Raw genomic sequence first — 22,653 nt, forward strand, 5'->3', positions numbered from 1 at the left:
GCTTTAATTTGAACCAATGAAAAAAGACCGTACCCTTTCGGGTACAGTCTTCCACCATGTGAATCCAGCCTACACAAAATTGCAGGGTGAGTAAACACCCCTCAATCCATCCTCAGTGGTTTCATTTGTAACGCAGCTTTGATGCCGATACCAACTCCCCCCCCCGCAGCACACCATGTGTTAACTGATCGGAAACATTCTGCTTTCCTAATTTCGAGAACCTCTATAGTGTAGATAACTCTACTTTATATGTAGCTGTCTCTATGAATAACTGGCTAGTACTCATTATTGGTTTACCCACTGCAAACGCAACTGCCCGTATGCGCGCCTGGCGCGCTCTCAAGGCAAGTGGCGCTGCTGTGCTGCGCGATGGAGCTTACTTACTCCCGGACAATCCTGATTGCAAGACTGCACTCCAAGAGGTTGAGAGAGACATCCTGGCTCTCAACGGTACGGCTTACTTGCTGCCAGTTCATGATTCAGACGGCCAACGCTTCATCTCGTTGTTCAACCGTGACGAGGATTACACCAAGTTACGGAGTGAGATTGGGGAATGCCACGCTCAACTGACTACCGAAAATGCCTTAGCAACCACCAAGCAGATTCGAAAGCTGCGCAAGGGTTTTGCGCAGTTATCTGATATCGATTTCTTCCCCGATATCGCCAAACAGCAAACAGAGGCAGACCTGCTGAGATTAGAGACTGCGGCGAGTCGTGCCTTGTCGGCTGACGAGCCCACTAGCGACAACCAGCCCATCACGTTGTGCAAACACAGTGACTATCAGGGCCGTACCTGGGCCACTCGCCGCCGCCCCTGGGTTGATCGGTTGGCAAGTGCATGGCTCATTCTGCGTTTTATCGATCCTTCGGCCCGTATCCTGTGGTTGAACGCCCCCGACGACTGCCCTGACGATGCTATCGGGTTTGACTTCGACGGAGCGCAATTCAGCCATATTGGCAATCTGGTGACCTTCGAAACGCTGCAAGCCAGCTTTGCCATTAATAAACCTGGGTTGGGGCGTCTAGCCGCACAGGTGCATTACCTCGATGTCGGTGGAACGCAGCCAATCGAGGCGGCAGGGATAGAGCGAGTATTGGCAGGCCTGCGTGAAACGATCCCGAACGATGACCACTTACTGGCCGCTGCCAGCGCCATCTTCGATGGACTTTTGGCTGCATTCATAGAAGAGAATCCTCATGGATAAATTGCCCCCACACCTGATAGATACTGATGGCCAAGATGTCCCACCCGTTGGTCTGCGCGAAGCATTTTGGTTCTGGTTAAAACTCGGGTTTATCAGTTTCGGCGGCCCCGCGGGGCAAATATCGATCATGCACCAAGAGTTGGTTGAACGTCGTCGTTGGATCTCCGAGAAACGATTCCTGCATGCGCTCAATTACTGCATGTTGTTGCCCGGCCCTGAAGCCCAACAGCTTGCCACCTACATTGGTTGGTTAATGCATCGCACCTGGGGAGGGATCATTGCTGGGGCACTGTTTGTACTGCCTTCCCTATTCATCTTGATCATGCTGTCATGGCTCTACATTGCATTTGGCGAGATGCCCGTGGTTGCAGGGCTCTTCTATGGCATCAAACCAGCCGTCACAGCAATCGTCATGCAAGCAGCACACCGTATCGGTTCTCGAGCCTTGAAAAACAGCTGGTTGTGGGCAATTGCAGCCGCGGCGTTCGTCGCTATCTTCGCGCTCAACATTCCATTCCCACTGATCGTTCTGAGTGCCGCTGTCCTCGGTTATCTGGGAGGGCGTTTCGCCCCCGACAGATTCGTCACGGGAGGTGGCCATAATGCAAAACAGCAATCTTATGGCCGTGCCCTGATTGACGATGACACCCCGACACCGGAGCACGCATCTTTTCGCTGGTCACGCCTGGCGTTATTGGTGATGGCCGGCACCATGCTCTGGGTGCTTCCCATGAGCATCTTGGTCTTACTGTTCGGCTGGAATGGGACCTTTACTCAGATGGGGTGGTTTTTCACCAAAGCCGCATTGCTGACCTTCGGTGGCGCCTATGCTGTTTTACCCTATGTGTATCAGGGGGCAGTCAGCCACTATGGGTGGTTAACCCCTACCCAGATGATCGACGGTCTGGCATTGGGCGAAACGACTCCAGGGCCACTCATCATGGTGGTCGCGTTCGTAGGCTTTGTTGGCGCTTATGTGCAACAGGTGTTTGGTGCAGAGCAACTATTCTTGGCCGGGGCGGTCGCTGCCAGTCTGGTTACTTGGTTCACTTTCTTGCCCTCCTTCTTGTTTATTCTCGCCGGGGGGCCTTTGGTCGAATCGACCCATAACGAACTCAAATTCACCGCGCCTTTGACGGCCATTACCGCGGCAGTGGTCGGTGTGATCCTCAATCTGGCTCTGTTCTTTAGCTATCACGTGTTGTGGCCACAAGGCTTTGCCGGCCATTTTGATTGGCCTTCAGCACTGATTGCCCTGGCGGCAGCGATTGCGCTGTTCCACTTCAAACGCAGTGTGATCCAGGTGCTGTTTAGCTGTGCTGTGGTGGGATTGATTGTTCATTTGCTGGGAGGGGTCTATTGAAATACTCAGCCTTTTCCAATAGCGCTTTTGGGGCAGTGTGACAGCATCAACTGGTTGTACTCACTGGCATAGCGCTGCAATTGGCTAGTTTCCGTTGAAGGCTCTCGACTGGCGGCATTCTTGGTGAGCTTCAGGCTTCGAATGCCACAGCGAGCCTTTGCAACATCCTGCTGTTCCAGAGGAATACCAAGGGCAACCTGCTCAATTCCTGCCACCGCAACAAAGAGCCGTGTATCCCCTCGCTGAACGCTGACCTGCACATCTTTTTTGGGCCCAACGGTCTCGGCATGGCGAACGGTGAGTACGGCAAGCAATGCAACCGCGCCAAAAAGTGCGATGTTTCCACGCAGCCGACTCACAGTTCGAAGACATTTCTTCATGCCAAACAGCTTACGCGCTTAAGCCCATCCAGCCATGCATACCGACGTAGATCCCCACACCGATGATCAGCAGACTGGACAAGTAAGGGGCTCGGCGCGCCACCGTTCCCAGCCAGGGCCAACGGTTGGAAGCCTGCCGGGCACCGATGGCCGCCGCGGCGCCAACAGTCACCAGGGTCAATGCCAACCCGATGCTGAAGCACAACACCAGCACGGCACCGAGGGACACCTCTTTCACCTGCAAGCAGAGCAGCAACACGGTGATCGCTGCTGGGCAAGGTATCAAACCTCCGGTCAGACCAAACAGGATGATCTGTCCTGTCGTTACGTTCTGGTTAGCGAAGCGCCGGCGAATGTCATTGGCATGGGCACGCTCATGGGCATCCTGATACCCTTCGACTGAGAGCTCCAAGCCTTCCAGCTCCGCATGGGCGTGGTCATGACCATGCTCGTGAAACTCCAGATCATAGTCATGGGAGTGATTGCCATGGCCCAGGCTCAACCTCACATCGAATTCATGAGGCTCTGGGATCTCATTGGCTGATTCCAAATAGCCTTCGCGTTGTACGAAGGTGAAATCTTGAGTCTTTCCATCAGAGCGGGAGGTTCTCAGTACAACATCTTCCGCAGCCCATGCATGACCCGCCAAGGCCTGCAAACGCCAGCGTGGCGGGACCCCTTCCTCAAAGATCGACAGCTCAACCCGACCATGGCCGGTATCGATGCGCCGGGTCTCATCATGGTAATGCTCATCGTGATCGTGATGGTGGCCGTGATCATGGTGATGATCATCGCCTTGCTCGAAGCGCCACATCTGTTCACCACGCCAGGTCCGCCACAGCATCCACAGAGCAATGGAGACGATGATGACTGCCGAGGCGAGCTGGAAATAAGGCTCGGTCGTCTCCGCATCCAGACCCTGGCCCAAATACATACCGCCCAGCGCGATCAACCAGACCACGGCGGTGTGAGAGAGCGTGGCCGCCAGGCCCAATAAGATCGCCTGTTTCACGGTGCCACGCACCGCGACGATGAAAGCCGCCATCATCGTTTTTGAATGGCCTGGTTCCAGACCATGGAGCGCCCCCAAGAGGATGGCGCTCGGGAAATAGAGCCAGGCATGTGCTGGCCCCTGCTGCAACAACTCGGCGAAGTTAGTCATGACAAGCCTCAGAGGTATTTGGTGATTTGTTTGAATTCTTCCAGCGCATCGTGATCGCCGCCGGTGAGCCCCTCGACGGCATGCTCCAAGCAATGATCGATGTGATCCTGGATCAGGGTGCGTTTGGCCTGGCACACGGCTTTTTCCACGGCGTGAAGTTGCTGGGCGATATCCACACAGGTACGACCCTCTTCAATCATGGTGAGAATGCTGCGCAGGTGCCCTTCTGCTCGCTTCAATCTCTTACTGACTGCGGCATGACTTTGATGGTGGTGGCCATGTTCGTGCTTGCTCATTACTCAGTGCTCAGGTTAATATCCGAGCCAGAATCGTATCCCCCCCTGGGGGATACAGTCAAATCAATAAATCCCTAATTGGTGTGTGCTGGTAGTTCAGAATGTTCAGCAGATCTGTCATCAACAACGTTGTATTCGCACTGCTCCTGACCATGTTGATGGCCTGGGTCGGGCACACGTCCGCGTTGTTCACCCCCACCAACCAGCACACCTCTAGCAGTGCAGAGCACTCTCACTCCCATGACGACGAAGCGACGCCGGATCCCGGTGCTGCCCAGTTATTCGCGGGTCACTTCCATACCTCTTTCATTGCTGACCACGTACATGAGCCCCCGCACCCGAGTGCCCAGCTCGTACTGACTTTCCAGCCTGAGCGCATTGCTCCCGTTCTGTATCCCGACTCGGTGCTGCCCAATGGCCCGGTGTCTCGGATCGAACGCCCACCCCGTTTCTGGATCTAGTTCTGACACCTGCCGCATTGCGGCTCCAGACCTTTTGAACCAGGAGTATTTCTATGCACTCGCTCACGTTGAGCGGAGCAGACACGCTGCTTGCGCGTCTGCGCCAATCGTTTTTCCTTCTACTCGCAGTCATGGTGCTGTGGGCCATCGCACCGGATGCACTCGCCCATGGCGTGCCAGAAGGTGACAAGGGCTATATCCAGGAAAGTACTGGCGTACTGTTAATGCCGTTTATTTACATGGGCGCCAAGCACATGATCACCGGCTACGACCACCTGCTGTTTCTCTTCGGCGTCATCTTCTTCCTCTACCGGATGAAGGATGTTGGGCTCTATGTCACCCTCTTCGCCGTCGGTCACTCGGTTACCCTGCTGCTCGGGGTATTGAGCAACATCAGCATCAGCTCCTACGTCATCGACGCGATCATCGGTTTCTCGGTGGTCTACAAGGCGCTCGATAACCTCGGTGCTTTCCAACGCTGGTTTGGCCACCAACCGGATACTCGCGCAGCCACCTTGATATTCGGCCTGCTGCACGGCTTCGGCCTGGCCACCAAGATCCAGGATTTCGAGATCTCTCCTGACGGTCTTATCCCCAACCTGATCGCCTTCAATGTCGGCGTTGAACTCGGCCAACTCTTGGCCCTCGGCACCATTCTCATAGTGATGGGTTACTGGCGGCGCACGAACAGCTTCTGGCGCCACGCCTATACCGCCAACGTAGCCATGATGAGCGCAGGCTTTCTGCTCATGGGCTATCAGATCACCGGTCTCATCATTTCTCAGTAAGGATTTCAATCATGTTCAATACCAATGTCCCGACCTTCAATGACCTCCCGACATCCGCTCAACTGCTGCGCTCAACAGTGCTCGCCATGATCACTGCAGCCGTGTTGTTGGTCACCGTCGTCATGCCGTCGGAATACGCCGTCGACCCAACCGGTGTCGGCCGCGCACTCGGCTTGACCCAGATGGGAGAAGTCAAGTTACAGCTGGCGGAAGAAGCCCGTGCTGATGAAGCCGCGGCTCAAAGCGCCGCTATGACTGCAGCGGTGATCTCCTCCCCTACGACAGCCCCTGCTCCAACAGTGGTATCGGTCCAACCGGCCCCCGCGAAAGCTGTGCCGGCCCCGGCCCCACAAACAGCGGCAGCACCTCAGGCCTCTGGCCAGCAACATGAGATGAGCATCACCCTCAAGCCCAACCAGGGTGCTGAAGTGAAGCTGGAAATGAAGCAAGGGGCGAAGGTGAACTTCCTCTGGACGGCCAACGGCGGCGTGGTGAACTACGACACCCATGGTGACCCCATCAACGCACCGAAGGGGTTCTACCACGGCTACGGCAAGGGCCGCGCCACACCGGAAGAGTCGGGTGTGCTGGAGGCCGCATTTGATGGCAAGCATGGCTGGTTCTGGCGTAACCGCACCGATAAACCAGTCACGGTTACCCTGCGTACCCAAGGTGACTACGCCAGCATCAAGCGCGTGATCTGACCCCAATCACGCCCATAGCGAAATGGGCGTGCTGACAATCAATGACTAAAAGGGCCACCATGTTACGTAGCAAACAACATGGTGGCCTCGTCAGAATCACGTACCCCGCTCCCGGCTAGAACCTTCAAGGTCCGTCAAACCCTGGGGGCGTGGGCTGTTACGCTTAAAGGCCATCAGATGTATTTCAAAATACTCCTTTGGACTCTACTCGTTGTCCTGCCGACAACCAGTGCACGAGCCCATAACTACCGATACAGCGATGTTCATCTGCACTACGTGGACTTTTTCCAAGAGAGTGCGGGCATCACGAAGCTGCTCGAAGGGGTCGATTCCGCCAGGATTGACCATGCCGTTTTCACCGGTATCTCGGTTGCGAAAGAATGGGATGAGAACGAACCCGTACAACCCCGCTACTACGCCGGCGACGATGCTAAAGCCTACTGGTACAGCGCGACCGACACGCTGATCGCCCATGCCTACAAGCAGCTACCGGCAGAGGTTAAACCCCGTTTTCATCCGTTCATTTCCGGTTTCAATCCCAATGACATGAACGCCGCAGCCCAGATCAAGGACATGCTGGACCGTGACCCTGGCCTATGGCAGGGCATTGGGGAGGTATTCACCCGCCATGACTATCTGACCGCCCTGATCTACGGCAAAGCTCCACGTGCCAACAGTAAGGCTCTGGCGAAGGTGTACCAGGTCGCAGCCGACTACGATCTCCCTGTATTGCTTCACTCCAACATCACGTCCAAACGCGAACGTTACCCCCTTTACCTCGGCGAGTTTGAAGAAGCCCTACGTGCCAACCCGGATACCCGGTTCATCTGGGCACACGCAGGCACGAGCATGGAAATCTATCGAACCCAGGGGAAGATGACATTCCTGCTGCCGACGATTGAACAGTTACTTGGCAAGTATCCAAACCTCTACGTCGACCTCTCTTGGAGCGTGCTTCATCCCTATCTGGTCGATGAGTTGGGCAATCCCGATCCCGCCTGGGTCAACATGGTGTCTCGATATCCAACCCGCTTCATGCTGGGTTCCGATGTCGTGGGCACCTTTGGCAGTTTGAGCAAATACATGTTCGGATTTGAGCCATTTCTCGATGCCCTTCCCCACGATACTGCTCACCGGGTGGCGCTATCAAACTTGATATCGATACTTCCCGCGGCACGACAGAAGAAGATTTCTGCAGCAGGCTTTTTAACAATTGAAAATGAGTAAGGCCCACTTTATGGGCCTCATTTAGGAGGCCGAAATTTGACCAGCTTTGTCATCTGTTTTTAGATCGATTCCGGCTTGGGAACAGGTAGCGTTTTAATCGGCCTGAGCTCTTGGTAAATACCAAGAGCCTTGGTGAAAATCCGTATAAATTTGTACCTACAACTTGGCTAAATAATTAATTCTGCGTCAGGTGGCAACTATAATTACGTATTTTTGGCAGAACACAATTACTTATTTATACCACTGTCCCTGCATTTGTTTCAGAACTTCAGAATCAATGTTGAAGGCGTAAAAGCTATTAGTGGAGGCATTGAGCACAAGAAGTGAATCGTTCGCATCCATTTTTGCCCATACCTTCTTGGCTACAGCCTCATGATCTAGTGATGAATTCACATACCAAAGTGATTTATGTACCTTGGCCCAAGCACCAAGTGATTTGATTTCTTCGATTACCGCATCATACTTTTGACCTGGAGCATACAAGTCATAAGAAATAAACAAATTGTTGGCCATAATACCCTAATACTCACCATGAAAAAGTTCTCATGCGAGAACCAATTCTTCGTATGATATAGCAACCAGCCATACGACTCTGGGACTATGATCACGGTACTGGCAACGAACTTATTTATAGTAAAACATAAAAAAGAGGCCCTCGTTACGAACAAAATGGAATGTCTCCTCACACAACCGTCACCCGCTTGTAAAACGCCGCCACCTCACTCTCCTGCACATGGCACCAGGCCAGCACCGCTTGATAAAGCGGGTACCACTGCCGCTCCCACTGGCCGCGGCTCAGCGTGCCCAGCAACGGTTCAATAGCGCGCCGGATCTGCGTGCCTGGGATGGGGCGCAACCCGGTACCGCCACAGCGGGGGCAAACCTTGTCGACGGGCTTGCCGTGTAACCGGGATGCCTCCATATCCCGAACGTTCCCCCTCCCCTTGCATTGGCAAGCCGCCCCTGGCGTATCTGCGGTGCGGCAGTAGTGCTGCACTGACACCGCAGCGATCGCCTTCAGTGCCATTCCTTGGCCGCGCCCCTTGATGGCACCCACGTACTTTGGCGCCAGCTTGCTGCACTCGGCCATCACCCCGATCACCGCCTTGTGATGGCTGGCCTTGTCTTTGGTGTAACGGGCCATCATCAGCGCCAACCCCACCCCTTCATACTTCTGCACCAACCCCAGCGCCCCCAGTACATCGGCCTGAGTCAGGTGAGAAGGACCAGTGGAGCGGGACTGAATAGCCTGGAGCATTGCCGAACGGGGTTCCCCAATAGAAAGCGCATATTCGAGTCGCATCAGAATGCCTCCAGTGACCAGTGGGCGCCTTTGCGCTGTACCCCGACGAAGGTGAACATCCAGTGCTGCTTGGCCGCCACCTTGATCTTCACCCGGGCATCGTCCTCCCAGAATCCCTTCACCTCGTGCAGCTCGATCAGCCCATCCCGGCGCACCACCATAAAATCCGGGGTGTAGAAGGTCTTGTCGGCCAGCCGCAGCTTGAGCGGTTCAAACTCGTAGTGCAGCACCTCGCCCGCCAGCATCAGCTGGCGCAGGTGGCTGGCATAGGCGGCCTCGGTCTTGTTCATGGTGCCCGGTACCGGCTGCGGGCGGGCCCGCGCTTTCACGGCTTTCCCACTGTATGGCGTCATCCAAACACTCCCAGGCCGGCGGCCTTGTTTAACGTCATCGCGACGTGATCAAGCTGGCTTCCGTGGGTCTGCTCCCACTGCTGCCAACCGTTGTTATGCAACTCCATGTGTGCCTGGTGGCAGAGCGGAAAGGTCATCAGGTCATGGGTCTTGCTGCCCATCACGCTGAGCCCGTGCCCCACCACATGGTGCGCCTCGATGCCATCGGTCTGACCGGTCACCACGCACGGCAGCTGGCGCACGAACTCCAGATAGTTGGCCGACTCCCATCGCTTCATCTTGGGGCGGGGGATATGCAGCATCGGCGGTTCTGGGTCGATGGTCTTCACCGCCTGCTTGGGCCTGATCCGGCCACGCAGTCCGGCCAGCGGATCCTCCGCCATCAACTCGGGTTCCTGCACCTGATAGCGGGCAGCCGTCTCGCGATAACCGCGCCCCGGGATCAACACCCTCTCCGGCCCCACCGGCGACAGCCGGCAGGCATGGCGCACCACATCAATGGGCAGCAGGCTCTGCACCTTATAGACGCAGGCCCACCAACAGAGATCCCGCGCCTGCAATTGCGCGAACTCAACCCCGCACCAACCGGCGATCCGGATCAGCAACGCCCGGGTGATCGCCGGGGCATGCTCCGCGGGGTTGAACGGCAGCTGGCCGTTTCGGTATTCGTTATCATGGTGCCAACACAGTGGCAGCGGCAGGCCCCCCATCACCGTTGTGACCGACTCCCCTATACAACCATGGTCGACCAGGCACTGGCCCACGCTGCGCAAGGCCAACTCGCCGCCGGCGGCCTTGACGATGGCTGGGTTAAGCAAGGCACTGGCCAGCTCCGGGAACTGGGTCAGCAGATCGCCCCCTTCCGTGGCAGCCACCAGCACGGCCGGCCGGTTCGCCAGAGCAGTGCGAAGCGGCGCCAACCCCTCACCCACCTGCAGCAGCACCAGTCCCATGGCCGGCACAAATACCGGGTGGGACGGCGTCATCCCAGCTTCTCCATCAACGCGAGTTTGTCGAGCAGCGGTCCCAGGCGAACCAGCAGCTGATAGCTGGCGCTGCGGCGCACGGCGAGGGATTCAACGGCGATGACCCGACGGGCAGCTTCAGCAGCTGTCAGCCCAGGGCAAGAGGTATCGATGGAACGGAACAGCGCAGCACTCTCGTTGAGTGCGGCCCCGACCGGGTTGTTGGCCTGCTGCTGTAAATGGTGTGCTCTGGCCGCACTGCGGCTCGTGAATTTACTGCTCATGTGTCCCCTTTACCTCACGGTAGTGGTTAAGCCGCTCGCAAAAATACTCCTGGTACTCTGCTGGCTGTTGAGTGATGGCCTTGGCAACATCCTCACGGGTTGATCGGCCCTGGCGGCACTGCCAAATCAGAAAGGCTACCTGTTTGTCTAAATCAATCCGTACACGAGCCTCAGCAGTGAGGCTCGCCAGATTTGTGGGCATGTGGTTACACCACCAACGGCAGATGCTGCTTGACCAGCAACCCCAGGGGGATTTCCTCCACATCCAGTTGCAACAGCACCAAGCCGAAAGCGTGGGCGCGGGTGAACTCCTGCCGCGCCCCCCTGCTCTGCTGCCAACCGGGCAAGAATGCCACCGCCTCGCACTCCATCAGCATGGGGATGGCGATCCGCATGTAGGCATCATGGGTCCACCCATCCGGCAACACCGCCGGGTTCATCACTCTGGCGCCCTGACCCTGCAGGTAAGCCTCGGCAGCGTAGAACGCCGGCCGGTTAAACTGCGGCAGTCCGGTCATGGGGCCCGCAACGTACACCTTCACCCCGGCCAGGTTGATCAGTCCCTGTTCTGTCAGTTCGCTCGGCTTAATGGTCATGATGGGCCTCCCCGGCCAGATCGCAATTGATTCGGTTCAGTTTCACCAGCACCAGCTTGGCGACAGCCACCAGCAGGGTGCCGAGCCAGACAAGTACCAGCAGCAGGGCACGCAGGGGCGCCAGCAGTAACCGTGCAACAGGATATGGGAACATGATCAGCACCCAGCCACCCAGCACGACCCACACCACCGGAGCCCCCAGTAACTGCCAACCCACACCGCCTTCATAAGGCACATGGGCCAGCACAAACAGCACCACGAACACATACATCAGCAGGAAGAAGGCCTTAACCATGGCTGACCTCCTTTGCCTTGGCCGCCAGTTCGGAGAGCTCACGGCAGGCCGACACCAGCCGCGGCTCATCAATGGCCAAACCGTCTTCTTCCTCGGGCACCTCCGCCAGCCAATGCCGGATTTCAATCACCACCAGCACCAACAACACCCACCAGCTGATGATCAGCACCCCATACATCATGTCGATATTCATCCCTTCCTCCCCCTCCCGGCGGTGGTTTGATGAGCTGCCTTGCTCATGGCAGTTCCGACGATCACTCCAATCTCAACACTCCAGGCAACGAACCCGATGTCATGGAGCACCCACATCCCGATCGACACACAAATGCCCGTCTCCCGAGCCTTCTCCAACTCCTCGATGCCGAGCAGCGGAGCCTGCCAATCCCGAGTCGGGGTATGCTGGGCGTAGTAGTGCATCATGCCCCCACCCTCACCAGCTCGACCGCCTTACCCCGGATCCGCGCCGCTTCCGCCCGTGCCTCCTCGGCTCCATCCCACACCAGGTAATACCCGGCACTGCTGGCGGCATCGGTTTTGCCCAGGGTTTCCAGCGAGTTCGACACCTCCAGGTGCACCCGCTCCCCCACCCAGCCCCGCACCGGCGGATAGATGACCACCCGGCAGAACTGTGCCTCGCGCACATCGCGCTCGACGTTCGTGTTGAATTGACCAGCCATCACACACCTCCCCCGCGCTTGAACAACGCCTTCAGACTGGCAACACCCCGCTGTCCAGCTTGCTGGTAGAACTCAGGGCTATGGCAAATCTGCTCACGAGTGGGCAGCCCCTTCAGCACCTCCGCCTCGACATCCTCTCCGGCCATCACCCGGCGCACGACCTGGTCATAGGCTTGAGCGAACACCTTGCGGTACTCATCAGTGGTCAGGGTCTGGCGTTCAAAGCGGGTAGCGCGAGCGGCAATCACCACGGCCGGGTGGCTCTTGCGGTGGCGAACTACATCGGCCAACGCCTGATCGACCGTCGGCAGGCCAAGCGACTCTGGTGTGATCTGGCACCACTTGATGAACATCCCTGTGCTGGGGAAAAACGGGATCTCCTGCTCGCGGGCCACCCGCATGCCCAACTGCAACTGTTCGCGGCTGGTGCAGCCAGCATCGACCAGGGCGCGGGTCCATTCAGTCAGGGCACGACGCTGGGCGTCATCGGTCGGGAAGGCATGTTTCCAGGCAGGAAACACGATCTTCAACTGCTCGAACAACATCGACACCATCTGCGAATCGTGGTCGGTCAAAGCCCGATATTTTGGCTCGCTGGCCTGTGCAGGAAGGCCACGATGCGTCATGTCCTCGAGCACTGCGCTCAGTGGTTTCATGCTCATCAGAAGCCCTCCTGCATCCGACGATTCAGCTCGTCAGCAGTCATGGATTTGGTCAGATCGGTATGCTGGCCGCCGGTGGGCCGATGGGTGGGGGCATTGCGTCTCACCGTCAACGGGGTCCACTGCTGGCGGAGTTTCTGTGGCGACAGGACGTTGGTGCACCAGAACGCATCCCGGCTCACCCAGTCGTACAGCTCGCAGATATCCCGGTGGCTGTGCTGGTCGAGCTCGCGCATCAGGCGGATCACGTTGGCCCACTGCGCCCAGTTCGGTTCGAGTGCGGTAGGCGCGATCACCTGCACCCGCTTGAACATCCACTGCGCGGTCTTCAGGTCTTCAGCGGTGCCCCATGATTTGCCATTGGGGGTCTGAATGGCAGCCTCTGGGATAACCCGGGTCTTGGGTTCGGCTGCAGCTGGCTCGTCAGGGAGGGGGTCAGCAGTAATCAGCTCATCAGCTGAGCCCTGCTCTCTCTGCAGGTCGGAAGTCGCGTCAGCGAGTTTCGACGAAGAGTCTTTAAGGTCTGTCTTTATGTTCTGTATGTTCTTACTGATATAGTCTTCGGCGTGTTGTTCGGCGGGTAAATCCGCGCCGCCACTTTGCTCACCCCCCTCAAACCCTAGTGCTGGCGCGGCCTCAGAATCAGCGTCATATTCCGCGCTAAATATTTGCGATAATCCGCGCTGATAGGCATCGAAATTGAGAAGGGTCACCACGGTGTACCCCCCCTTCCCTCGAGCACCAACGCAGCTGATCGCCCCATCCACCCTGAAGAACTCCAGCGCCCGGCGGGCCTGATCTTCTGAGATACCGCACTCCAGCCCCAGGCTCTTGGCCGAACACACCATCTGCCCTCGGGAGAGCTGCACCCGCTTGCCGCCAAACACCACCGTGCGATGTTCATGGGCCACCTCAAGGATCAGGTGGAACATCACTGCCTTCTTGGCGACATCACGGTACCAGGGAGCCTCCTTCATGCTGCAATACATCAGCCGAAAGCCGGAGCGGCGATTGTCCATCACGTTGCAACCTCGACGCGTTGGGGCGGCCACAGGGGCCACCAGTTTGATCACCTCACCCATGACCCACCTCCAATCGCTGCAGTTGGGAAAAGACCACCTTGGCCTGCGTCGGACTAATGGGCAGGGCCACCCCCATCACCACCAGTTGATAGCCGTTCACCCACTTCAGGTAGGGCAACACCTTAGGTCTATTCATGGCGCCCCCTATAACTGCTGAAGCCATGCTGCTGGGGGCGAAGGAATACCGGGGAGTGACTATTGGCAAGCGCCTTAAGTCCGTTATAGAACGGCTCGCCCCACGCCAGCCGGATCATCGCCGGATACTGCATGGCGACATGCGGCAAGAATTGGTAGACCCCTTTGGGCCGTGTTAGCTTGTTGGAACGTGACACCCCAAACGGAATTGCTGAAGACAATGTCAGATAAAAAGCCGAATCCATCACCGCGGCCACAGGGCAAAGATAATCTCGCAATAAATCGGAAGCTGCCCGGTGGAGATAATGCAAAGGGACGAATTTCAAGAGATCCGCCGCCACCGCCGCCAACCAAAAAGTAACTGATTGGCTATTCACTAGAGGGTTCAAAACTGATGAGCAAACCACCACAAGCACCGGCACGGCCAACGCCTCGGCCTTCACCAAGCCCTGTTGATAAAGGCAGAGTTCCAAGAACACCGCCTCCCCCACCTCCTCCCAAAAAATAGTGAGGTAGTCAGCCCCAAATAAGGGTGCCCATAACGCCGGGCCGCGACCTGTTTGAGGCAGGCTCTCGCCCCATGCTACAGTGAAAGCGCTCAAACCATCACCAAGCAGCAGGAGGCTGTATGACCGAACCATTCCAACCCAAAGACCCGGTCTGGAACGAGGATGGAGCCAGGACGGGCCGAGTGCCACGTTCGCCAGCGCCGCCCCCGCCTCCTCCCCCGGCGCAGAAGCCAAACGGCTAAGGAAGTATCCATGTCCCGACATGATCTGAATTTCGCCCTGTACTACAGCCACGCCATCGAAGAGATGCATGCTCGATTTTGGGCACGCAGCGATCGGCTGTTGACCTTCTTCCAGATCGTCCTGGGCTCGGCAGTCTTTGCCGATGTCGGGAATAACATGCTGTTTGGCGGCCTGCTGGTCGTGCTGTCGACCCTGAGTTTTGTCTGGCAGCCGGCCATGACGGCCCTGCGCTTTGCCAAACGTGGCGAGAACTATGCCCGCTTGATCATCAACGCTCCCACCATGTCGGATGACGAGCTGCGAGCCGCCCTGAGCAAGGCCGCCGAAGACATGCCCTCCGAGCTGGGGGTGCTGACCAACCCGGCCCATATGCGGGCCTGCATCGAGCTCGGCTGCCCACCGACTACCACCCTGACCTTTATGGAGACGGTGGCCGCTTTTATTGCAGGGGATGTGCCGCGGACTTAAGCCTTTGGCTTGCCCTCCCCCCGCTGATTTCGTATGCTTTTTCATGTTCTCATCTCCACTTGATGACTGAACCATGGCCCCGGCTGTTGACGCAGCGCGGGGCCGCTCTTTTCTACTTGCTGAAAGTCGTCTGCAGCTGTCGCACATTGGCGCCAGTGCTGCGGATCAGCCCCATCACCTGCTCGGCAACCAAAGTACCAACCCGTTCAATTTGCCCCTGCTCCATCCGGTCAATCACCCCATCTATCCGGGCATCGTGGATCGCCTGCATCAACTTGCCGAACACCGACTGAGCCAGCAGCACTTGCTCCACCAACTCATCGTCACTGACAGAACCATGAGGCCTCGCCACTAGCATCAAGCCGCGACCGGCAGCCCATGCCTCCAGGATGCGGTTGTCATCAGCCAACTCGGTGACGGCGACAGCCTCCCCCAGGTTGAGATGGTGACTGTCACAATCGGGGTTCATCTTATTGGCCAGCACCACTGGGCTCTTGCCCAGCTTGCGAGCCAAGTCGCTGATATTGGTGGCCTGCCCCAGCAAATACGCCGCGGCCATCACGTCGGTGCGCAAAACAGAGCCAGGGTTTAACGTGGTTTTTTCAGTGGTGTTTGTCATGATGACCTCATGCTCTGGTTAGTTACTGGGCGGAAAGACCTCTTCGAGGGAACACTTGGCACCGATGGCATTGAGAGCATCGACAATACAACGGCTCTCAATAAGCCCTGGCGTTCTTAGCCCCAGCTCATAGTTGCCGATTCTTGACACTCGCCACCCAGCAGCCTTAGCCAGATCGGACTGTGTTTTTCCCAATGTTTTTCTAATTTCAGCTATTCGGTTCAATGGTGATCTCCCATCCACGGACACAGTAAACACGCTTTGTGATTAAAAGTAAACACAACTCGTGAGAAGCGAGTATCACATTCCGTGATAAAAATATTAGATATGACAAATGAACACATAGCCCGTGGAGAGCGGCTAAAAGCTCTTCGAGAAAAGGAAGGTCTCAGCCAAGCGGCACTAGCCGAGAAATGTGGTTGGGCATCTCAGTCTCGAGTTGGCAACTATGAAGTGGGAGCTCGTAAAATCAGCGCCGATGATGCTGTAGTCCTCGCCCAAGCTCTTGGTGTTGGCCCTGAGTACATACTTTTTGGCACCAACACAGTTAAAGCTGTGGATCTGGCACCAGTAAAAAGCAATGAAATCAAAATGGTGCCCTTGATTTCATGGGTTCAAGCAGGTGAATTCTGTCTAACTGACTCTTTTGAACTGCTATCTGAAGACTTTGATTTTTACGCTTGCCCAAATCCAAAAGCTGGTCCCCGAACTTTTGCTTTGAGGGTGCGTGGGGATTCTATGACCAACCCCCACGGGGGTCGCAGTTACCCAGAAGGGACGGTAATTTTCGTGGACCCTGATCACCCTCCGAAATCAGGCCATCGCGTCGTCGCATGCCTGGAAGATGGGAGCTGTACCTTCAAGGAGTTGTCCGAGAACGAGATGGGTCGACACTACCTAAAGGCACTCAATCCGCGGTACACCATCAATGACCATGTCCATCCTGTTAAAGTGTGTGGAGTTGTGATTGGCTCGTACACACCTGAGTAGCATCTAACAACGACATTAAACACAAACCCGCATTATGCGGGTTTATTTATATGCAAAATAATCACGCTTCGTGTTGACAGTTAAAACACGCTGCGTGATTATTGATAGGCGAACTGTTGAAATACCCCAGCTGGAGGGCCAGCACAACACTGGCAGTGGTTGCAACAAACCGGGGGCATAGGCCGAGACACAACCCAGTTGGTTTTGCAGGGGACTTACGAGGCGACAAGCCCACGGACGTGCGAACCGGTGACCAGAACCAACTGAGTTGTGGTGACAACCATCCCATCAGCTGCAAGCCGCCGGGAGGTGCCGATAGGAAGTGAAATCGTAGGCCACCACAGCTACTCGATATGACCACCCCAAGGAGGTGATCACATCTCCCACCGCAGGGTTAAGCGGATGCCTGGTCCCGCTGTGAAGCGCCACCCAGGCCCTCGCCGAGAGGCGACCGTTTCGAATGGTAGGTCTGCCCGTGAGGACGCACCGGTACCGACAGCAAGAACGGCTGACTCACTGTGAAGTGCTCAAGCCACCACCACAGGTGCAATGCATGTGGTTACAGCTCTCTCCTGGCCCCGGCAACGGGGCCCTTATCCCACAAGCGATAGCGGCCCAACAGCGGGTCACGGCCTCCTATTGCCTGTCGCTTGTGTGATGAGACCAATTTCAGACATAGCGGAGGCAGCCATGCACCCACGCGAGTTCATTGCCAAGCACATCAAGGCAACGCTGGAGAAGGAGGAATTCCCCCCCCACGCGGTCTCGCTGGGGGTGAAAGAAGCCACCTTCTATTTCGACCGGACGCCCAGCTTCGCCAAGGGGAAGGTGTTCGATGAGTGCCTCAAGGCAGCCCGCGCAGTAGCCAGGGTCGCAAAGAAGGCCAAGCCCTGATCCGGGGAGCGGGTCATATCTCAACAAAGAGGCAACGATGAACCACTACGCCCAAGCGCTGGCAGAACTCCAGGCCCAGCCTGACCATGAGCTCAAGCAGATTGGCGACCAATGGCAGACCCCCAAGGCATTGGCCTGGGGCCTGTTCCACCAGTTCGCCCCCACCCTGGGGCCGGTAGTGCTCGACATGTTCGCCGATGACTGCAACGCTCTGGTGCCGCACTACTACGACGCCGAAGACAATGCCCTCACCCAGGAGCTGGCCGCCGACCTGCGCCGTCTTGGTGGTGCCGCCTTCGGCAACCCGCCCTACTCCCGCCCGTGCGCGGATAGCGAGGGCAACCCCATCACCGGGATGGAGGCCATCCTCAACTACTGCCGCGAGCAGCGGGCACAGGGCGCCAAGATCATGCTGCTCATCAAGGCCGCCACCAGTGAAACCTGGTGGCCGGAGGATGCCGACTTTATCCAGTTCATCAGCGGCCGTATCGGCTTTGAGGTGCCGAGCTGGTACGTGCCCCGCGACCCGAAGAAAGACAAGCCCAGCGCCAGCGGCTTTGCCTCTGCCGTGGCGATCTTCGATGCCAGCTGGCAGGGGGAACGCCGCCCCGAGGCGCGACTGCGCCGTGACGACCTCATCACCACCGGCCAGATCATCCTCGACATGATCCACCGCCAGGCGGTTGTCCTCAACGAAGAAGCCAGCCAGGCCATCGCCAAGGCCACTTCTACCGAGCCAGCCATGCTGCTGGACGAGCGTGCCGTCGCCAAGCCGACAGCGTGGGAACCGCCAGTGGCCTGCGATGACACGACCAACGCCGCTGCGGCTGACGAGCTGGCAATGCTGGAGCTGGTATTGCCCATCACGGATAGCACCATGCTGGCCGAGCAGGGCTATTCCGATGCTGGCAGCATCATGGGCAAACAGCTCGAGTGCAGCGACCTGAGCGAAGAGCAGCTGGCCACGGTCAGGGGCTATGTGCAGGGTTGGCTGGACGAGCCCTATCCACTCTCCGAGATCTTCTATCGGCTTGATCTGGCCGTCGCCAACCTGCTGGCCAACAAGCCTATCCATCAGGGCTTTGTCGCAGAAGATAGTCGTTCCCCCGCCCTGCCCCACTGGCAGCGCCACCCCGCAGTGAAGGGGGTTATCTACCAGATCGACGATGCGGACATCCTGACCCCGGCCAGGACCGCCGAGCTGGCTGCCTGGATCATCGACAACCTGACGGCCCCCGGCGATCTGCTGGCACAGGCCACCGCCAAAGCAGCCGAGCTGTTGGCGCAGAGTGCCAAACCTGTTCAGAGCGAACTGCAGCTCGAGCTGTTGTCTGATCCAGAACCGGATAGCCACCAACAAGACGAGGCCCCCAACATCAAGCCGCTGGAAAACTGGGCCTTCGACTACCAGAACGACGATCTCAATCTGGGTGGCGCCGAGTGGTCGTGTTTCGTCGCCGTGCTGACCGTGCTCTACGGCGCCAAGGAGCACTACACCGCCCGGGAGGTAGCGATCGCCATCTCGGTCAGCGACGAGCAGCTCATGGACGAATACACCACCCTGGACGAGGAAACCAAGACGCTGCTGCGCAAGACTATCTCCACTCTGAAGCAGGTTGAGGGATACAACTTCACCGAGTCCTTCCCCATGCTCGACCTGCACCGCCAGGAGGCCGTGATCGCCTTGCTGAACGCCCTGCATCACGAGCCGACCCTCAGCCCAGTCACACAAAAGAGCGTGATGATCAACGCAATTACCCGAGTGAATGAGGTGATGGTATGAGCAAATCACTTCGCCGCTCCCGCGCCGTCAGGGCCAAGGTGACCGGGGCCCCGCTCAACCTGGGATCAGCCATCAACGTGGATCTGTTCGCCGGCGGCGGTGGCGCCAGCACGGGGATTGAGCGTGGGCTTGGGTGCCCGGTGCACATCGCCATCAACCACAACCCCAAGGCGCTTTCCATGCACCAGGCAAACCACCCGGAGGCTCTGCATCTGCAAGAGGATATCTGGGCCGTGGACCCGGTTGCTGTGCTGGCAGGGCGCTCGGTCGGTTGGCTGCACGCCAGCCCGGATTGCACCCACCACTCACAGGCCGCCGGCGGTCAGCCGCGCAAGCAGGAGATCCGCAGCCTGGCATGGGTGATCACCAAATGGCTTGCCCTGAGCAAACCTGCCGTGCTTTCCATGGAGAACGTCAAGCAGATGCGCACCTGGGGGCCCCTCATCGCCAAGCGGGACAAGGCCACTGGCCGGGTCATCAAGCTGGTCGAGGTTCAGCGCGGCAAGAAGACCAAGATCGAGCAGCATATCGCCGAGCCCGGGGAGCGGGTGCCACGCCAGCAGCAATACCTTGTGCCGGATCCCAAGCGGGCAGGCCAAACTTGGCGCCGCTTTCTGGCCAGCATCGAGCGCATGGGGTATGAGCTTGACCATACCGTGAAGAATGCAGCCGATTACGGTGCGGCCACCAGCCGCCAGCGCCTCTACCTCGTTGCCCGCCGGGACGGGGAACCCGTTTGCTGGCCCGCTCCAACCCATTGCAAGGCCCCAGCACCAGGCAGCCACCTCAAGCCCTATCGGGTAACGGCGGATCACATCGACTGGTCTATCCCCTGCCCCAGCATCTTCCTCACCAAGGAAGAAGCCCGGGCACAGGGGCTGAACGTCAAACGCCCACTGGCCGATGCCACCCTGGAGCGCGTGGCAATCGGGGTGATCCGCGAGGTGCTGACCAATCCCAAGCCCTTCGTCATCGAGCTGGCCAACTGGTCAGGGCGCGGTGTCGATTCGGTTGATGCCCCATTGCGCACTATTACAGGCTGGCCCAAGGGTGGTGCGTTCGCCTTGTGCAACCCGAGTCTGGCCCCTCTGGTGGTGCGCCACTTCGGTAAAGGAGGCGAGCACGGGGTGGATGAACCTGCTGCCGCCATCATGGCTGGCGGCGGTGGAAAGTCCATGCTGGCGGCCCCCTTGATGGTGCAGGCCAACGGCGGGTTCAACACCGTACCCACCAGATCCGTGACTGACCCATGCAGCACCATCACCTCGAGCGGCAGCCAGCAGCAACTGGCCTCAGCCTTCATGGTGCACTTGCGCAAGAACCTGCCACCGAGCACTCCGGAAAGCCAGCTCCCCACCATCGTCTCGGCGGGCCAACACCACGCCCTGGTGCAGACCGTGATGGCGAGCCCGGGTGAGCTTGGCCTGACACCGGAGCAAGAGGCCGGAGCCCTGCGGGTCAGCGCCTTCCTGATGCGCTACTACTCGAGCGGCGGGCAGTGGGGGGCCGTCACCGAGCCGATGCACACCATCACCACCAAGGACCGGCTGGCACTGGTGACCGTGACCTGGTGCGGCACCACCTGGGTGATCGTGGATATCGGCCTGCGCATGCTGGTACCGAAGGAGCTCTATGGCTGCCAGGGCATGCCGCGCCACTACATCCATGACCGCGGCCACGACGGCACCCCGCTCTCCATCACCGATCAGGTGTTGATGGTAGGGAATAGCGTCAGCCCGCCGCCGATGGCGGCCATTGCCAGAGCCAACAACCCGTACAAGCAGCTGCAAGCCAGGAGGGCAGCATGAGCGTTGTTCAGGACGTTGCCGAGTGGATTCATGCCCGCACCGGCGGCGCCATCAGTGCCGATGTGGCCGCCGAGTTCTCCCTCACTGTCAGTGAGGCCAGCATCGTGATGGGCCAGATCCACAGGGAGGCCCGCTTCACCACCCGGATTGAACACTTCTGCATGGTTGGGGACAACGGTCGCGGGCGCCATACCCGCCGCCTCTTCGTTGATGCAGTCAAACCGCCGCAGTGGCGCAAGACCCCGGTGATCGGCATCAATGGGGATCAGGTCGTCCGGTTCGACAGTGTCACGGATGCAGAGACCAAGGGCGGTTTTGTCAGGGTCGGCATCACCCGCTGTCTTGCCGGCCAGCAGAAACAACACGGCGGTTATCGCTGGCAAATCGATACCACCAAAGGAGCAGGCCAATGCACCGTTACAGCTACACCCTGAATGCGGCCACAGAGTTGGGGGCTGCGCCGGATCGCCTGACCGGGACCATCGAGGCGCACCACCCGATGACCCACCAACAGATCCGGCTGGCCGCCATCGACAAGGCCCCGGCCCAGTATCTGAATTTCAACGAACTGGAGTACCAGGAGATTGAATCCCCCCTGAATTGAATGCCCGGCCATGCTGCCTGGGTGTAACGAACCACGACTGTCCGGGAGGACACGATGCATATCAAACTTTACCAGCGCAATTACCGGGATGATCTCAAGCAGGCCATCCAGCAGGAGCATGCCGGCAACCATCAGGATGCGGCCCTCTCCTACAAGAAAGCCCAGCACCACGCCACCAGCGCCAACATGTTGGAAAAGGCCAAGTTCGCGATGGCTCGCCGTATCCACTGCCTCAAGCAGGCAAAGGACCCCCAATGGAGGCAGGTCAACACCAAGTTCCAGCAGCTCTATCAAACCCAGGGGCATCACTGATGGCCAGCCGCGGTATCAACAAGGCCATCCTGATCGGCAACCTCGGCCAGGATCCGGAAGTGCGCTACATGCCCGGCGGGAACGCTGTCACCAGCATCACCTTGGCGACCTCCGACACCTGGCGCGATAAGCAGACCGGCGAGGCCAAGGAGCGCACCGAGTGGCATCGTGTCGTGTTCATGGGAATGTTGGCTGAGGTGGCAGGGAAGCACCTGAAGAAGGGCTCTCAGGTCTATGTGGAGGGCAAACTGCGGACTCGTAAATGGCAGGACCAGAGCGGCCAGGAGCGCTACACCACCGAGGTGCTCGTGGACAGCTTCACAGGGGTGATGCAGATGCTGGGAGGAAGCGGGCAAAACGGAGGAGGGAAACAGCAAGCGGCAGGCAGCCAGCAAAGGCCAACGCCACAGCCGGCGCAATCACCGGCCTACACCGAACCACCGATCGCTTATGACGACGATCTGCCGTTCTAGCGTAACGAAAGA

At 58.2% G+C, this 22,653-nt stretch carries 34 protein-coding genes; 14 read left to right on the plus strand and 20 right to left on the minus strand.

Annotated elements, in window-relative coordinates:
• Positions 1-263 precede the first annotated feature (263 nt).
• A complete protein-coding gene (locus tag I6L32_RS02410; protein WP_216944623.1) occupies positions 264-1,205 on the plus strand; it encodes a chromate resistance protein ChrB domain-containing protein in 942 nt (313 codons plus the stop codon).
• The gene (gene chrA, locus I6L32_RS02415) at positions 1,198-2,568 is read left to right on the plus strand and encodes a chromate efflux transporter (protein ID WP_216944624.1); all 1,371 of its coding nucleotides are present in this window, start codon (positions 1,198-1,200) and stop codon (positions 2,566-2,568) included. Before I6L32_RS02410 ends, chrA begins: the two co-directional genes overlap by 8 nt.
• 5 nt (positions 2,569-2,573) lie before the next feature.
• On the opposite strand, the gene I6L32_RS02420 is transcribed toward chrA, so the two are convergent.
• Genes I6L32_RS02420 through I6L32_RS02430 form a run of 3 tightly spaced genes read right to left on the minus strand, consistent with a single transcriptional unit; the run spans position 2,574 to position 4,406 of the window.
• Entirely contained in the window at positions 2,574-2,948 is a 375-nt protein-coding gene (locus I6L32_RS02420) for a hypothetical protein (RefSeq protein WP_216944625.1), read from the minus strand.
• 10 nt (positions 2,949-2,958) lie between these two features.
• Entirely contained in the window at positions 2,959-4,110 is a 1,152-nt protein-coding gene (locus I6L32_RS02425) for a nickel/cobalt efflux protein RcnA (protein WP_216944626.1), read from the minus strand.
• A gap of 8 nt (positions 4,111-4,118) precedes the next feature.
• Positions 4,119-4,406, minus strand: a complete 288-nt coding sequence (locus I6L32_RS02430; protein WP_216944627.1) for a metal-sensing transcriptional repressor — start codon at positions 4,404-4,406, stop codon at positions 4,119-4,121.
• A 592-nt stretch (positions 4,407-4,998) separates the two neighbouring features.
• Here I6L32_RS02430 and I6L32_RS02435 point away from each other — a divergent pair.
• The 3 genes from I6L32_RS02435 to I6L32_RS02445 all read left to right on the plus strand — a co-directional run bounded on the left by I6L32_RS02435 (position 4,999) and on the right by I6L32_RS02445 (position 7,586).
• Complete coding sequence (locus tag I6L32_RS02435; protein ID WP_302056395.1) at positions 4,999-5,655, plus strand: HupE/UreJ family protein; 657 nt, start codon at positions 4,999-5,001, stop codon at positions 5,653-5,655.
• A gap of 11 nt (positions 5,656-5,666) precedes the next feature.
• Positions 5,667-6,359: a transmembrane anchor protein gene (locus I6L32_RS02440; RefSeq protein ID WP_216944629.1), complete on the plus strand. Its 693-nt coding sequence runs from the start codon at positions 5,667-5,669 to the stop codon at positions 6,357-6,359.
• 177 nt (positions 6,360-6,536) lie between these two features.
• Positions 6,537-7,586, plus strand: a complete 1,050-nt coding sequence (locus I6L32_RS02445; RefSeq protein ID WP_216944630.1) for an amidohydrolase family protein — start codon at positions 6,537-6,539, stop codon at positions 7,584-7,586.
• A gap of 231 nt (positions 7,587-7,817) precedes the next feature.
• On the opposite strand, the gene I6L32_RS02450 is transcribed toward I6L32_RS02445, so the two are convergent.
• The 15 genes from I6L32_RS02450 to I6L32_RS02520 form a co-directional block, all read right to left on the minus strand.
• The gene (locus tag I6L32_RS02450) at positions 7,818-8,099 is read right to left on the minus strand and encodes a hypothetical protein (protein ID WP_216944631.1); all 282 of its coding nucleotides are present in this window, start codon (positions 8,097-8,099) and stop codon (positions 7,818-7,820) included.
• 169 nt (positions 8,100-8,268) lie between these two features.
• Positions 8,269-8,844 carry an antitermination protein gene (locus tag I6L32_RS02455; protein WP_254203872.1) on the minus strand — a complete coding sequence of 192 codons (576 nt, stop codon included), beginning with the start codon at positions 8,842-8,844 and terminating at the stop codon, positions 8,269-8,271.
• Between the two features lie 44 nt (positions 8,845-8,888).
• On the minus strand, positions 8,889-9,242 hold the full coding sequence (locus I6L32_RS02460; RefSeq protein WP_254203873.1) for a DUF1064 domain-containing protein: 354 nt from the start codon (positions 9,240-9,242) through the stop codon (positions 8,889-8,891).
• Complete coding sequence (locus I6L32_RS02465) at positions 9,239-10,228, minus strand: DUF968 domain-containing protein (protein ID WP_216944633.1); 990 nt, start codon at positions 10,226-10,228, stop codon at positions 9,239-9,241. Before I6L32_RS02465 ends, I6L32_RS02460 begins: the two co-directional genes overlap by 4 nt.
• Entirely contained in the window at positions 10,225-10,491 is a 267-nt protein-coding gene (locus tag I6L32_RS02470; protein WP_216944634.1) for a hypothetical protein, read from the minus strand. The genes I6L32_RS02465 and I6L32_RS02470 overlap by 4 nt, the downstream gene beginning before the upstream one ends.
• Complete coding sequence (locus I6L32_RS23625; RefSeq protein WP_367950690.1) at positions 10,481-10,756, minus strand: DUF3283 family protein; 276 nt, start codon at positions 10,754-10,756, stop codon at positions 10,481-10,483. Before I6L32_RS23625 ends, I6L32_RS02470 begins: the two co-directional genes overlap by 11 nt.
• The gene (locus tag I6L32_RS02480) at positions 10,698-11,087 is read right to left on the minus strand and encodes a DUF4406 domain-containing protein (RefSeq protein WP_216944636.1); all 390 of its coding nucleotides are present in this window, start codon (positions 11,085-11,087) and stop codon (positions 10,698-10,700) included. Before I6L32_RS02480 ends, I6L32_RS23625 begins: the two co-directional genes overlap by 59 nt.
• Entirely contained in the window at positions 11,077-11,382 is a 306-nt protein-coding gene (locus I6L32_RS02485; RefSeq protein ID WP_216944637.1) for a hypothetical protein, read from the minus strand. The genes I6L32_RS02480 and I6L32_RS02485 overlap by 11 nt, the downstream gene beginning before the upstream one ends.
• Entirely contained in the window at positions 11,375-11,575 is a 201-nt protein-coding gene (locus I6L32_RS02490; protein ID WP_216944638.1) for a hypothetical protein, read from the minus strand. Before I6L32_RS02490 ends, I6L32_RS02485 begins: the two co-directional genes overlap by 8 nt.
• Positions 11,572-11,802: a hypothetical protein gene (locus tag I6L32_RS02495; protein ID WP_254203874.1), complete on the minus strand. Its 231-nt coding sequence runs from the start codon at positions 11,800-11,802 to the stop codon at positions 11,572-11,574. The genes I6L32_RS02490 and I6L32_RS02495 overlap by 4 nt, the downstream gene beginning before the upstream one ends.
• Entirely contained in the window at positions 11,799-12,059 is a 261-nt protein-coding gene (locus I6L32_RS02500; protein WP_216944639.1) for a hypothetical protein, read from the minus strand. The genes I6L32_RS02495 and I6L32_RS02500 overlap by 4 nt, the downstream gene beginning before the upstream one ends.
• Positions 12,059-12,721 carry a replication protein P gene (locus I6L32_RS02505; RefSeq protein ID WP_216944640.1) on the minus strand — a complete coding sequence of 221 codons (663 nt, stop codon included), beginning with the start codon at positions 12,719-12,721 and terminating at the stop codon, positions 12,059-12,061. Before I6L32_RS02505 ends, I6L32_RS02500 begins: the two co-directional genes overlap by 1 nt.
• A complete protein-coding gene (locus I6L32_RS02510; protein ID WP_216944641.1) occupies positions 12,721-13,803 on the minus strand; it encodes a hypothetical protein in 1,083 nt (360 codons plus the stop codon). The genes I6L32_RS02505 and I6L32_RS02510 overlap by 1 nt, the downstream gene beginning before the upstream one ends.
• The gene (locus I6L32_RS02515) at positions 13,796-13,939 is read right to left on the minus strand and encodes a hypothetical protein (RefSeq protein ID WP_216944642.1); all 144 of its coding nucleotides are present in this window, start codon (positions 13,937-13,939) and stop codon (positions 13,796-13,798) included. Before I6L32_RS02515 ends, I6L32_RS02510 begins: the two co-directional genes overlap by 8 nt.
• A complete protein-coding gene (locus I6L32_RS02520) occupies positions 13,932-14,540 on the minus strand; it encodes a hypothetical protein (RefSeq protein ID WP_216944643.1) in 609 nt (202 codons plus the stop codon). The genes I6L32_RS02515 and I6L32_RS02520 overlap by 8 nt, the downstream gene beginning before the upstream one ends.
• A gap of 159 nt (positions 14,541-14,699) precedes the next feature.
• Between I6L32_RS02520 and I6L32_RS02525 the strand changes: the two genes are divergently transcribed.
• Positions 14,700-15,158, plus strand: a complete 459-nt coding sequence (locus I6L32_RS02525; RefSeq protein ID WP_216944644.1) for a hypothetical protein — start codon at positions 14,700-14,702, stop codon at positions 15,156-15,158.
• A gap of 112 nt (positions 15,159-15,270) precedes the next feature.
• Here the strand turns inward: I6L32_RS02525 and I6L32_RS02530 are convergent, their stop codons facing one another.
• Positions 15,271-15,777, minus strand: a complete 507-nt coding sequence (locus I6L32_RS02530) for a phage regulatory CII family protein (RefSeq protein ID WP_216944645.1) — start codon at positions 15,775-15,777, stop codon at positions 15,271-15,273.
• Positions 15,778-15,795: 18 nt separating this feature from the next.
• Positions 15,796-16,035 carry a helix-turn-helix transcriptional regulator gene (locus I6L32_RS23630; protein WP_367950691.1) on the minus strand — a complete coding sequence of 80 codons (240 nt, stop codon included), beginning with the start codon at positions 16,033-16,035 and terminating at the stop codon, positions 15,796-15,798.
• A 69-nt stretch (positions 16,036-16,104) separates the two neighbouring features.
• Between I6L32_RS23630 and I6L32_RS02540 the strand changes: the two genes are divergently transcribed.
• The 8 genes from I6L32_RS02540 to ssb all read left to right on the plus strand — a co-directional run bounded on the left by I6L32_RS02540 (position 16,105) and on the right by ssb (position 22,641).
• A complete protein-coding gene (locus I6L32_RS02540; RefSeq protein ID WP_139390322.1) occupies positions 16,105-16,767 on the plus strand; it encodes a LexA family transcriptional regulator in 663 nt (220 codons plus the stop codon).
• Positions 16,768-17,457: 690 nt separating this feature from the next.
• On the plus strand, positions 17,458-17,661 hold the full coding sequence (locus I6L32_RS02545; protein ID WP_042016732.1) for a hypothetical protein: 204 nt from the start codon (positions 17,458-17,460) through the stop codon (positions 17,659-17,661).
• Between the two features lie 37 nt (positions 17,662-17,698).
• Complete coding sequence (locus I6L32_RS23020; RefSeq protein ID WP_254203875.1) at positions 17,699-19,444, plus strand: phage N-6-adenine-methyltransferase; 1,746 nt, start codon at positions 17,699-17,701, stop codon at positions 19,442-19,444.
• The gene (locus I6L32_RS02555) at positions 19,441-21,252 is read left to right on the plus strand and encodes a DNA cytosine methyltransferase (protein ID WP_216944646.1); all 1,812 of its coding nucleotides are present in this window, start codon (positions 19,441-19,443) and stop codon (positions 21,250-21,252) included. Before I6L32_RS23020 ends, I6L32_RS02555 begins: the two co-directional genes overlap by 4 nt.
• Positions 21,249-21,686, plus strand: a complete 438-nt coding sequence (locus I6L32_RS02560) for a hypothetical protein (RefSeq protein WP_216944647.1) — start codon at positions 21,249-21,251, stop codon at positions 21,684-21,686. Before I6L32_RS02555 ends, I6L32_RS02560 begins: the two co-directional genes overlap by 4 nt.
• A complete protein-coding gene (locus I6L32_RS02565; protein WP_102948876.1) occupies positions 21,662-21,856 on the plus strand; it encodes a hypothetical protein in 195 nt (64 codons plus the stop codon). Before I6L32_RS02560 ends, I6L32_RS02565 begins: the two co-directional genes overlap by 25 nt.
• A gap of 54 nt (positions 21,857-21,910) precedes the next feature.
• Positions 21,911-22,168, plus strand: coding sequence for a hypothetical protein (locus tag I6L32_RS02570; RefSeq protein ID WP_216944648.1), 258 nt, complete (start codon positions 21,911-21,913; stop codon positions 22,166-22,168).
• Positions 22,168-22,641 (plus strand): single-stranded DNA-binding protein, encoded by a 474-nt coding sequence (gene ssb / locus I6L32_RS02575; protein WP_103244313.1) that lies wholly within the window; start codon positions 22,168-22,170, stop codon positions 22,639-22,641. Before I6L32_RS02570 ends, ssb begins: the two co-directional genes overlap by 1 nt.
• Positions 22,642-22,653: the final 12 nt, after the last annotated feature.

The organism is Aeromonas sp. FDAARGOS 1402, from assembly GCF_019046925.1.
Lineage (GTDB): Bacteria > Pseudomonadota > Gammaproteobacteria > Enterobacterales > Aeromonadaceae > Aeromonas > Aeromonas caviae.